Below are 11,862 nucleotides of genomic sequence, written 5' to 3'. Positions count from 1 at the left end.
CGTAGACGGCTACGCTGGTGATCCCGGCGTCCCGGCAGGCCCGGGCAACGCGGACAGCGATTTCGCCACGGTTGGCGATGAGCACCTTGCGCACGGACGCTCTCCTCATATTTGGGTGACAGACCGTTTCCGTACTCGGCGTGATGCCCGGAATCCACGCCGCCACATGCAAACCATCGAGCACAGAACGTAGCTCCGCGCGTCCGTCGCCGGTCCACCGACGGGTAATCACCGCACGCCCGAACGGGCACTGGACGGCCGGTGACCGCGGTGTGGTCGGGTGACCCGGCCCCGGACCCGCCCGGTGTGTCCGCCCAGCGCTCCCGCCCGGTGGGCCCGCGCGGTTGCCCGGGGGTTACCCGGCCGTGGGGAATGGCTGGAAACGTCTGTTCGGTTCGTGCCGTTCGCGGCGTTTCCCTCGTCCCATGGAGGTATGCGGTCATGACCGAAGTGTCCCGTCGGGTGCTCATGAAAGGCGCCGCGCTCACCGGTGGCGTCCTGGCCCTGCCCGCCACGACCGGCGTCGCGCAGGCCGCCGAAGCGGCCGAAGCCGCGGCGGCGGCCGGTGCCGGGGGTGCCGGGGGCGCCGGGGCGGTCACGTCCCGGGTGGCCGTCACCGCCCCGATCACCGTCACCCCCGCCGACCCCCGGTACAGAGGACTCATATCCGGCTCCAACCAGCGCTGGACGGGCGCCCCCGACTACGTCCGGATCGTCGGCTCCGCCGACCAGGTCGTGCGCGCCGTGCAGGAGGCGGTCGACCAGGGCCTCAAGGTCGCGGTCCGCAGCGGCGGCCACTGCGACGAGGACTTCACCGCCAGCGCCGACATCAAGGTCGTCATCGACCTGTCCGGCCTGAACGCCATCTGCTACGACCCGCAGCGCCGTGCCATAGCCGTCGAGCCGGGCGCCCTGCTCGGCACCGTCTACCGCACCCTGTACAAGCGCTGGGGCGTCGTCCTGCCCGGCGGCACCTGCCCGACCGTCGGCGCGGGCGGCCACATCAGCGGCGGCGGCTACGGCGCGCTGTCCCGCTCGCGCGGCCTGACCGTCGACCACCTGTACGCCGTCGAGGTCGTCCACGTCGGCAAGGACGGGCGGGCCCGCAAGGTGGTCGCCACGCGTGAGGCGAACGACCCGAACCGTGAGCTGTGGTGGGCCCACACCGGGGCGGGCGGCGGCAACTTCGGGGTCATCACCCGCTACTGGCTGCGCTCGCCCGGCGCCACCGGCGACGACCCGTCCGCGCTGCTGCCCAAGGCGCCCACCGAGGTCCTGCTCTCCGACGTGAGCTGGTCGTGGGCCGACCTGGACGAGCGGAGCTTCACCCGCCTGGTCCACAACTTCAACGTCTGGCACGAGAACAACTCCGCCCCCGACTCCCCGGGCCGTTTCCTGTTCAGCCAGCTCAAGGCCATGCACAAGGCGGCCGGCTACTTCCGGATGAGCACCCAGGTGGACGCCTCCGTCCCCCACGCCGACCAGCTCCTCGACGGGTTCCTCGCCGCCGTCTCCGAGGGCACCGGCGTCTCCTACCGGGTCGGCGACCGTTACCGGGCCCCCTGGTTGTACGCGGTCACCGAATGGTCCGGTTTCGTGGAGCCCGCCGTCCCGCGCTGGAAGTCCAAGTCGGCGTACATCCGCCGGGCCATGCCGCAGGCGCAGCTCACCGCGCTCTACCGCCAGCTGACCCGGGCCGACTACCCGGGGCCGTACGGGATGATCGCCCTCGTCGGCTTCGGCGGGAAGATCAACGAGCCGGGCCCGCAGGACACCGCCACCGCCCAGCGCGACTCCGTCGCCAAGATGCTCTACTGCAGCCTGTGGAGCGACCCGGCCGACGACGCCCTGCACCAGCGCTGGGTCCGCGAGGCGTACCAGGACGTGTACGCGGCGACCGGCGGCGTCCCGCGCCCCGGCGGCGTCAACGACGGCTGCTACATCAACTACGCCGACGCCGACCTCGCCGACCCGGCCCTCAACACCTCCGGCATCCCCTGGCACCAGCTGTACTTCAAGGACAACTACCCGCGCCTCCAGCGGGTCAAGGCCAAGTGGGACCCCCGCGACGTCTTCAGCCACCGCCTCGGCGTCCGCCTGCCGTAGCCCTGGCACCGCACAGGGGGGAGGCCCCGCCGGGTGACCGGCGGGGCCTCCCCCTGCGGTGTGTCAGGCGGCCCGGGTCAGGGGGCCGGCGGGAAGTGTCCCTCCTCCACGAAGAAGCCGACGTACTTCTCGAACAGCTCCTTCGTCAGCACCGGGATCTCGATGCCCGTACCCGTCAGCGCCGCCGCCGTCTCGGCGGTGTCGATCGGCGGGTAGAAGCCGTCGGTGTCCGACGTCATCATCTCGAAGGCGTCCAGCAGCGGCAGCAGCGCGTTGTCGCCCGCCTTGACCTTCGCGTGCCAGCTGTCCCGGTCCACCTCGTCCAGCTCGTAGCCGAGCCCGCGCAGGAACTCCGCGCACCGGCTCAGCGCCAGCGAGCTCTGGTTGAAGAGGTGGAAGGTCCGGCCGACCGTGCCGGGCCGGCGCGAGATCCCGGTGATCGCCGCGCTGACGTAGTCGACGGGCAGCAGGTGGAAGCGGCCCTCGGTCTCCTTCGGCACGCTCCGGGACTGCACCAGCCCCTTCAGCGTCAGCCAGACGAAGTCCCGCGTCTGGCAGGCACCGTTGACCTGGTCGCCGGAGATCACGTCCACGCGGTAGACGGAGACGGGCAGACCCCGGTCCCTGGCCAGGCCGATGAGCTGCTCCGCCACCCACTTGGAACGCAGGTACCCGCTCGGCAGGGCCTCGGCGGGCCCGGTCGGGTCGGTGACCTTCAGCGGGACACCGGGCTCGCGCACCCCGTCGAAGACGCCGACGGTGGAGACGTAGTGCACCGGGACCGTACGGTGGCGCGCGGCGAGCCGCAGCACCTCCTCGGTGCCCGTCACGTTCGACGCCTTCAGCGTCTCGTACGGGTGCAGCCAGTGGACCCGGGCGCCGTTGTGGTAGACCACGTCGACGGTGCGGGAGAGCACGTCGAACTCCTCCTCGGACAGGCCGAGCCGGGGCTCCGCGAGGTCTCCGAGGACCAGCGAGAGCCGCTCCTCCTCGATGTCGTCCCAGACCCGGTACCACTGGGCGTTGGCCTTCAGCCGCGCCAGCGCCGTCGCCCTGTCCTCCCCGCGCACCAGGCAGTGGACCCGGCCCGTGGTGGTGCGCATGAGGTCGCGCAGGAGGAAGGCGCCGAGGAAGCCGCTGGCTCCTGTCAGCAGGATCTCCCGCGGGTCCTCGGCGGTCCGTACGATCTCCCGCGCGGGCCGGATGTCCTCGGCGAGGCGCACCTCCGCCGCGAAGTCGGTGCCGGTACGGCTCGGGGAGCCGTCCTCGGAGAGCGAGCTGACGACCTCGTCGTGGAGGAACGCGGCGAGCGCGGCCGGGGTCGGGTGGTCGAAGACCAGGGTGGGCGGCAGCCGCAGCCCGGTCGCGGTGCCCAGCTGGTTGCGGAGCTCCACCGAGGTCAGCGAGTCGAAGCCCAGCGCGGAGAACGGCCGTCCGGTGTCGACGGTGGAGGTACCGGAGTGGCCGAGCACCGCCGAGACCTGTTCGAGGACGACCTCCAGTACGGCCCCGAGCTGCTCCTCCCGCTCCAGCCCGGCCAGCCGGTCGGCCAGGGTCTCCGTGCTGACCTCGGTGTTCTGCGCGGTCCGGCGGGCCGGCGTACGGACCAGCTTGCTGAGCAGCACCGGCACCTGGACCTGCTCCCGCAGGGTCGCGAGGTCCATCGGGGTCGCGACCAGCGCCGCGTGACCGAGGTTCAGCGCGATGTCCAGCAGCGCCGGGCCCTGCTCGGACTCGACCGGGCGGAAGCCGCTGCGGGCGATCCGCTGGAGGTCGGCCTGGTCGAGGTGACCGGTCATCCCGCTGGTCTGCGACCACAGGCCCCAGGCCAGCGAGGTGGCCTTCAGGCCCTGGGCGCGGCGGTGCTGGGCCAGGCCGTCGAGGTAGTGGTTGGCGGCCGAGTAGGTGGACTGGCCGGGGCCGCCGACGACCGCGGCGATGGAGGAGAACAGGACGAACGCGGAGAGGTCCAGTTCCTTCGTCAGCTCGTGCAGGTTCCAGCTCGCGTCGACCTTCGGGCGCAGTACCGCCGAGAGCCGCTCGGGGGTCTGCGAGCCGATCAGCCCGTCGTCCAGCACGCCGGCCGTGTGCAGGACACCGGTCAGCGGGTGTTCCTGCGGGACGTCCGCCAGGACGGCCGCCAGTGCCTGCCGGTCGGCGACGTCGCAGGCCGCGATCGTCACCCGGGCGCCGAGGGCGGTGAGTTCGGCCGCCAGTGCGTCGGCGCCCTCGGCGTCCCGGCCGCGCCGGCTGGTGAGCAGCAGGTGCCGGATGCCGTGCTCGGTGACCAGGTGCCGGGCGAACAGGCCGCCCAGGCTGCCGGTGCCGCCCGTGATCAGGACCGTGCCCCGGGGGTCCCAGGAGCCGGTCTCGCCCGTCGCCGACTCCGGTATCCGGCCGAGCCGGGGGACGAGGACCTGGCCGCCGCGGACGGCCGCCTGGGCCTCGCCGGAGGCCACCACGGAGCCCAGCACCCGGAAGGAGTCGATGTCCTCCAGGTCGAGGTCGTGGTCGATGAGCGTGATGCGGCCCGGGTTCTCCGACTGCGCGGAGCGCAGCAGCCCCCAGACGGTCGCCGCGCCCAGGTCGGTGACGTCCTCGTCGCCGACGGCGATGCCCCCGCGGGTCAGCAGGACGAGCCGGGTCTCGGTGAGCCGTTCCTCGGCCAGCCAGTTCTGGACGAGGGCGAGCGTGTCCCGGGTCGCGGTGTGCACGTCGGCGGCCGGGTCACCGCTGTCGGGGGTCTCCTGGCGGGCCAGGACGACATCGATGCGCTCGCCCGCGGCGACGACCCGGGCCACCCGGGCCACCCCGGTGAACCGGCGGTCGCCGAACCCGTCCGCGCCCAGGGTCGCCCAGTGCGAGGTGTCCCCGGCGGCCACGACCGGGTAGGGGGCCCAGTCGACGTGGAAGAGGGAGTCGCGGTTGCGGGCCAGGGCGTTGGAGACCTCGCCGACGGCGATGGCCCGGCAGGCCACCGACTCGACGGCGGCGACCGGCTGCCCGGCCTGGTCGGCGAGCTGGACGCGCAGTTCCCCGTCCGGCCCGGCGACGAGCCGGACCCGCAGCTTGGAGGCCCCGGTGGCGTACAGGCGTACGCCCTTCCAGTCGGTGGAGATCCACACCGCGCTCTCGGGGACGCTGCCGAAGGTGGCGAGGCAGGAGGCCGCGAGCGCGGTTTCCAGCAGCGCCGGGTGCAGGCCGAAGCCCGCGGTGCCGGTACGGGACTGCTCGGGCAGCCTGACCTCGGCGTACACCTCGTTCTCGCCGACCCGCCAGAGGGCGTCCAGGCCCTTGTAGACCGGGCCGTAGACGTAGCCCTGGGCGGCGAGCTTCTCGTAGGCGTCGTCGAGCGGGACCTCCTGGGCGTCGGCGGGCGGCCATTCGGTGAGGGCGAACGGCTCGTCCGTGCCCTGGAAGCTGAGGTGGCCGCGGGCGTTGAGCGTCCACGGCACGTCGGCCTTGTCGGGGCGGGAGTAGATGGCGAGTTCGCGCTTGCCGGAGGTACCGGAGGTGCCCACGCTGACCTGGACGTGCACGCCGCCCTTCTCGGGCAGGACGAGCGGGCCGAGGATGGACAGGTCGTCGAGGACGGTGGAGCCCAGTTCGTCACCGGCCCGGATCGCCATCTCGACGAGGGCGGTGGCGGGCAGCAGGGTCTGGTCCAGGACGATGTGGTCCGCGAGCCAGGGGTGGGTGCGCAGGGACAGCCGGCTGGTGAAGAGGACCTGGTCGGACCCGGCGATGGTGACGGCCGCGCCGAGCAGGGGGTGGCCCGCCGATTCGAGGCCGAGGTCGGAGGCGTCGGCGACGACCCCGGTCGTCTCCACCCAGTACCGCTCGTGCTGGAAGGCGTAGGTCGGCAGGTCCGTGCGCCGGGCGCCCGTCCCCGCGAAGTACGCGGCCCAGCCGACCCGTACGCCGACGGTGTGGAGGCGGCCGAGGCCCGCCATGAGGGTCCCGGTGTCGGCGTGGCCCCGGCGCAGCAGCGGCACGGCCGCCGCGTCGGAGAGCGTGTCGCGGACCAGGGCGGTGAGGACGGCGTCGGGGCCGACCTCGGTGAAGACGGCGGCGCCGAGGTTGCGCAGCGTGTGCACGGCGTCGGTGAAGCGGACGGCGCCGCGGACCTGTTCGGTCCAGTAGGCGGGGGTGCGCAGGTCGTCCCCGGTGGCGAGTCTGCCGGTGAGGGTGGAGACCACCGGGATCTGCGGCTCGCCGTAGGTGAGGGTGGCCGCGACCGTACGGAACTCCTCCAGCATTCCGTTCATGTGGGGGGAGTGGAAGGCGTGGGAGACGGTGAGCTGTTTGGTCTTGCGGCCGAGGCCGGAGAAGTGCGCCGCGATCTGCTGGGCGGTGTCTTCGTCGCCGGAGATGACGACGGAGGTGGGTCCGTTGACGGCGGCGACGGAGAGGGCGCCTTCGCGTCCTTCGAGGAGGGGGAGGAGTTCGGTTTCGGTGGCCTGGAGGGCGATCATGGCGCCGCCGGTGGGCAGTGCCTGCATGAGGCGTGCGCGTGCGGCGACGAGCGTCGCGGCATCGGCGAGGGAGAGGATTCCGGAGATGTGGGCGGCGGTGAGTTCGCCGATGGAGTGCCCGGCGAGGTAGTCGGGGGTGATGCCCCAGGATTCGACGAGGCGGTAGAGGGCGACCTCGACGGCGAACAGTGCGGGCTGGGTGTTGCCGGTGTCGTCCAGGCCCTCGCCTGAGGCGATGACCTCACGGATCGGGCGGTCCAGGTGCCGGTCCAGCTCCGCCGCGACCGCGTCGAAGGCTTCCGCGTACGCGGGGAAGGCGGCGTACAGCTCCTCGCCCATGCCTGTGCGCTGCGCACCCTGCCCGGTGAACACGAACGCCGACTTCCCGGCGGTCTTGCTGCCCCGGACGGTGCCGGGCGCGGTCTCCCCGGCGGCCAGGGCGCGCAGGCCCTCCAACAGCGCCGCACGGTCGCCGCCCACCACCACCGCACGGTGTTCCAGCGCCGCCCGGCCGGTGGCCAGCGCGTACGCCACGTCCAGCGCCGGGACGGCGGGGGAGCCCTCCACGTGCGCCAGCAGCCGCGCCGCCTGGGCGGCGAGCGCCTCCGGGGTCTTCGCCGACAGCGACCAGGGCAGCAGCGGAAGTACCGCGGCGGGCCCGTCCTGCGCCCGCGCCGTACCCGCCGGGCCGTCCGCCTCCCCGGCGACCGGGGCCGGCGGCTCCTCCAGGATGACGTGGGCGTTGGTCCCACTGACACCGAAGGCGGAGATCCCGGCCCGGCGCGGGCCGGTGCGCTCCGGCCACGGGCGGGCCTCGGTGAGCAGCGAGACCGCGCCCGCCTCCCAGTCGACCATGGGCGTCGGCTCGTCGACGTTCAGCGTCCGGGGCAGCACCCCGTGCCGCATCGACATGATCATCTTGATCACGCCGCCCGCACCGGCCGCCGCCACGCTGTGCCCGATGTTCGACTTCAGCGAACCCAGGTACAGCGGCCGGTCCTCCGGGCGGTTCTGCCCATAGGTGGCCAGCAGCGCCTGCGCCTCGATCGGGTCGCCCAGCCGGGTCCCCGTACCGTGCGCCTCGACCACGTCCACATCGGCGGCGTTCAGCCGGGCACTGGCCAGCGCCTGGTAGATGACCCGCTCCTGCGAAGGCCCGTTCGGGGCGGTCAGCCCGTTGGACGCGCCGTCCTGGTTGACCGCGCTGCCCCGGATGACCGCGAGGACCTCGTGGCCGTTGCGGCGGGCGTCCGACAGCTTCTCGACGAGGAGCAGCCCCACCCCCTCCGACCAGGCGGTGCCGTCGGCGGCGGCGGCGAACGACTTGATCCGGCCGTCCTCGGCCAGCCCGTTCTGCCGGGAGAAGTCCACGAACCCGCTCGGGTTGCCGGAGACGGTCGAACCGCCCGCCAGCGCCATCGTGGACTCGCCCTTGCGCACCGACTGCACCGCCAGGTGCAGCGCCACCAGCGAGGAGGAGCAGGCCGTGTCCACCGATACGGCGGGCCCCTCGAAACCGAAGCTGTACGCGATCCGGCCCGAGGCGACACTGCTCAGCTTGCTGGTCATCAGGTAACCCTCAAGCTCCTCCGGGCCCTCCAGCCCGAGGTAGCTCTGCTCCACGACCCCCGCGAAGACACCGACCTGGGTGCCCCGCAGCGTGGTCGCGTCGATCCCGGCCTGCTCGAAGGTCTCCCACGCGGTCTCCAGCAGCACCCGCTGCTGCGGGTCCATGGCGAGCGCCTCGCGCGGGGAGATCCCGAAGAAGCCGGGGTCGAAGAGGGTGGCCCCGTCGAGGAACCCGCCCTGCTTCGTGTACGACTTCCCGGGCTTGCCGCGCTCCGGATCGTAGAGGGCGTCGATGTCCCAGCCACGGTCCCCGGGCCACTCGGTGATCCCCTCGGCCTCGTCCATGACCAGCCGCCACAGTCCCTCGGGCGAGGTCACCCCGCCCGGGAAGCGGCAGGCCATACCGACGATCGCGACCGGCTCCTCGGTGCCGGCCTCCAGTTCCGCGAGCCGCTGCCGAGCCTTCTGAAGATCGGTGGTCACCCACTTCAGGTACTCGACCATCTTCTGTTCTTTGGAAACGGCCTGGTCCGTGGACACTGCCTGTGCGTTGGACTCATTGGACATGCGAAATCAACTTCTCCTCAGAGCTGAGTCGGTCGGGACCGTCAGTTCGCGGAACGGCCGAGCTGGTTGTCGATGAAGTCGAAGAGGTCGTCCGCGGAGGCGGATTCGATGGTGCTGGCCAGGTCGGGCCCTGAGGCCGGCCCCGCCGCCTCGTTCAGCCGGGAAAGGATGGTCTGCAGTCGGACGGAAACCGTGGAACGGGCCTGGCTGTCCTCGGAGAGCGCCGTGAGGGCCGCCTCCAGCCGGTCCAGTTCGGCCATGACGGGCGAGGCGGTCGCCGCGCCGTCGGGTGCCACCTCGCCGAGCACGTGCTCGGCGAGCGCGGTGGGGGTCGGGTGGTCGAAGACCACGGTGGCGGAGAGCCGCACCCCGGTCACGGCGATGAGCCGGTTGCGCAGCTCCACCGCCGTCATCGAGTCGAAGCCCATCTCCTGGAAGGCGCGGTCGGCCTGGACCGCGTCCTGGCCCGCGTGGCCCAGGACGGCGGCCACCTCGGTCCGGACGAGTTCCAGCACCGCCTGGTGCTGTTCGACCGGGGAGAGCCCGGCCAGCCGGGTCGCCAGCAGCTCGGCGCCGGCCGCGCCGGACTGCGCGGCGCGCCGGTTCGGGACCCGTACCAGCGCCCGGAAGACCGGCGGCACCAGGCCGTGCGCCCGCATCGCCGACAGGTCGACGGGGAGGGCGACGACCGCCGAGGTGGCCCCGGCGAGCGCCGAGTCGAAGAGCGCCGTGCCCTCCTGGGGCGAGACCGGCCGGAACCCCTCACGGCTGAACCGCTTGAGGTCGTTCTCGTCCAGACCCGCGTTGATCCCGTAACTCAGGCCCCACAGACCCCAGGCCAGCGAGGTCGCCGCCAGCCCCAGGGCCGCGCGGTGCGCGGCGAGCCCGTCGAGGAAGGCGTTGGCCGCCGCGTAGTTGGACTGGCCGGGCCCGCCGATCACGCCCACGCTCGACGAGAACAGGACGAACGCGGAGAGACCGAGGTCCTCGGTCAGCTCGTGCAGGTGCCAGGCCGCGTCGGCCTTCGGCCGCAGCACGGCGTCGAGACTGTCCGGGGTCAGCGCGGAGACCAGACCGTTGTCGAGCACGCCCGCGGTGTGGACGACGCCCCGCAGCGGGTGCTCCTGCGGGATGTCCGCCAGGGCCGCGGCGAGCGCGTCCCGGTCGCAGACGTCCACGGCGGCGACGGTGACCTCGGCGCCGAGCCCGGCGAGTTCGGCCCGCAGCTCCTCGGCCCCGGGGGCCTCGGCGCCGCGCCGGCCGAGCAGCAGCAGGTGCCGCACGCCGTGCTCGGTGACGAGGTGCCGGGCGAAGAGGGAGCCCAGCGCGCCGGTGCCCCCGGTGATCAGGACCGTGCCCTCCGGGTCCCAGACGGCCTCCCGGCCGCCCGCGCCCTCGGCGCCGTCCGCGATCCGGTGCAGCCTCGGCAGCAGCACCGCGCCACCGCGCAGGGCTGCCTGCGGTTCCCCGGCGGCGAGGACCGCCGACAGGACCGGCAGGGCCGCCGACGGAAGCCCGCCGCCGTCCGCGCCGTCGAGGTCGACGTCGAGGTCGACGAGCACGATCCGGTCCGGGGCCTCGGCCTGCGCGGAGCGCAGCAGCCCCCAGACGGTCGCGGCGCCCAGCTCGGGCACCCCCTCGGAACCGGCGTCCACCGCGCCCCGGGTGAGGACCACCAGACGGGTGGACTCCAGCCGGTCGTCCGCCAGCCACTCCTGGACCAGGGCCAGGGCCCGCCGCGCGGCGAAGTGGGCCGAGCCCACCACACCGTCGGCGGCCCCGGGCGCGGCCCAGGCCAGCACGGCGTCCACGGCCGCCCCGGCCTCGGTCGCCTTCGCGACCGCCGCCACGTCCTCGAAGGCCGGGCCGTCGAAGCCCGGACCGCCGGAGGCCGTATCGTCGAAGCCCGCCTCCGCGCCGCCGAGCGTGCCCCAGCGCACCCGGCTGCCCGGCTCGGGCAGGGCGGTGCGGTCCCAGTCCACCTGGAACAGCGGCCGGCTGCCGCCGTCCGGGGCGGCGAACTCGGTGTCCGGCAGGTCCCGGAAGACGAGCCGCTCGACCGTGGCGACGGGCGCGCCCTGCGCGTCGGACAGCGTCACCGTGACGGCGCCCTCCGCGTCCCCGTCGACCGGCGCGGTCCGCACCCGTACGACGGTGGCCCCGGTGGCGTGCAGCCGCACGCCCTGCCACCGGGCGGGGACCCTGGTCGTACCGGCCCCGCCCGCCGCGTCCGCCCCGCCTGCCGTGCCCAGGTGCGCGGCGACGGCGACGGCCGCCTCCAGCAGCGCCGGGTGCAGTTCGTACGCGGCGGCGTCCGGCAGCAGCCCTTCGGGCAGCCGGACCTCGGTGGCCTCACCGCCGAGGGTGGCGGGCACGTCCGGCCCGCCGACCGTGTCGAAGGCGCCGTGCGCGTGCACGGTCCAGGCGGTCCCGGCGGTGTCGTCGGCCCGGGTGTGGACGGTGAACGCGCGCCGCCCGGAGCCGTCGGCCTCGCCGACACCCAGCTGGAGCTGGAGCGACCCCTCCCCGGGCAGGACGACCGGCGCCCGCAGGTCGAGCTCCGCGAGCCCGGCCAGGCCCAGTTCGTCGGCGGCCCGTACGGCCAGCTCCACCAGGGCGGAGACGGGCAGCACGGCCGCGTCGAAGACGGCGTGGTCGGTCAGCCAGGGGTGCGAGCGGAGCGAGAGCCGGCTCGTGAACAGCGTCTGGTCGGCGCCCGCGATGGTGACGGCCGCGCCCAGCAGCGGGTGCCCGGTCGGGTTCAGCCCCGACCCGTCGGCACCGGCCGGGGCCGAGCCCTTGAGCCAGAACGCCTCGTGCTGGAAGGCGTACGTGGGCAGCGCGGCCGGGCGGACCCCCGTACCGGCGAAGTACGCGGCCCAGTCGACGCGGACCCCCCGGCTGTGCAGCCGCCCGGCCCCCGCGACGAGCGCCGGAGCCTCGGCCCGGCCCCGGCGCAGCAGCGGCACGGCCACGGCGGCCGAAAGGCTGTCCTGGGCGAGGGCGGTGAGGACGGCGTCGGGGCCGATTTCGGTGAAGGTGGTGGTGTTGAGGGTTTCGAGGGTGGTGACGGCGTCGGTGAAGCGGACGGCGCCGCGGACCTGGTCGGTCCAGTAGGCGGGGGTGCGCAGGTCGTTCCCGGTGG

General features: G+C 73.8%; 4 protein-coding genes. 1 reads left to right on the top strand and 3 read right to left on the bottom strand.

Translation table 11 applies throughout. The annotated features are described in order from the left end of the window. A partial coding sequence (locus tag ACIA5F_RS30715; protein WP_399358716.1) for a biotin carboxylase N-terminal domain-containing protein occupies window positions 1-94 on the bottom strand: 94 nt, incomplete at its 3' end. 347 nt (window positions 95-441) lie between these two features. Between ACIA5F_RS30715 and ACIA5F_RS30710 the strand changes: the two genes are divergently transcribed. Beyond that, entirely contained in the window at window positions 442-2,106 is a 1,665-nt protein-coding gene (locus ACIA5F_RS30710; RefSeq protein WP_399358714.1) for an FAD-binding oxidoreductase, read from the top strand. Window positions 2,107-2,183: 77 nt separating this feature from the next. Here the strand turns inward: ACIA5F_RS30710 and ACIA5F_RS30705 are convergent, their stop codons facing one another. Continuing rightward, window positions 2,184-8,717, bottom strand: coding sequence for a thioester reductase domain-containing protein (locus tag ACIA5F_RS30705; protein ID WP_399358711.1), 6,534 nt, complete (start codon window positions 8,715-8,717; stop codon window positions 2,184-2,186). Between the two features lie 41 nt (window positions 8,718-8,758). After that, window positions 8,759-11,862, bottom strand: a 3,104-nt coding sequence (locus ACIA5F_RS30700; RefSeq protein WP_399358708.1) for an SDR family NAD(P)-dependent oxidoreductase, incomplete at its 5' end; no start/stop codon positions are given.

This window comes from Streptomyces sp. NPDC051567, from assembly GCF_044454165.1.
GTDB lineage: Bacteria > Actinomycetota > Actinomycetes > Streptomycetales > Streptomycetaceae > Streptomyces.
This window is presented reverse-complemented; position numbering and strand designations above follow the sequence as displayed.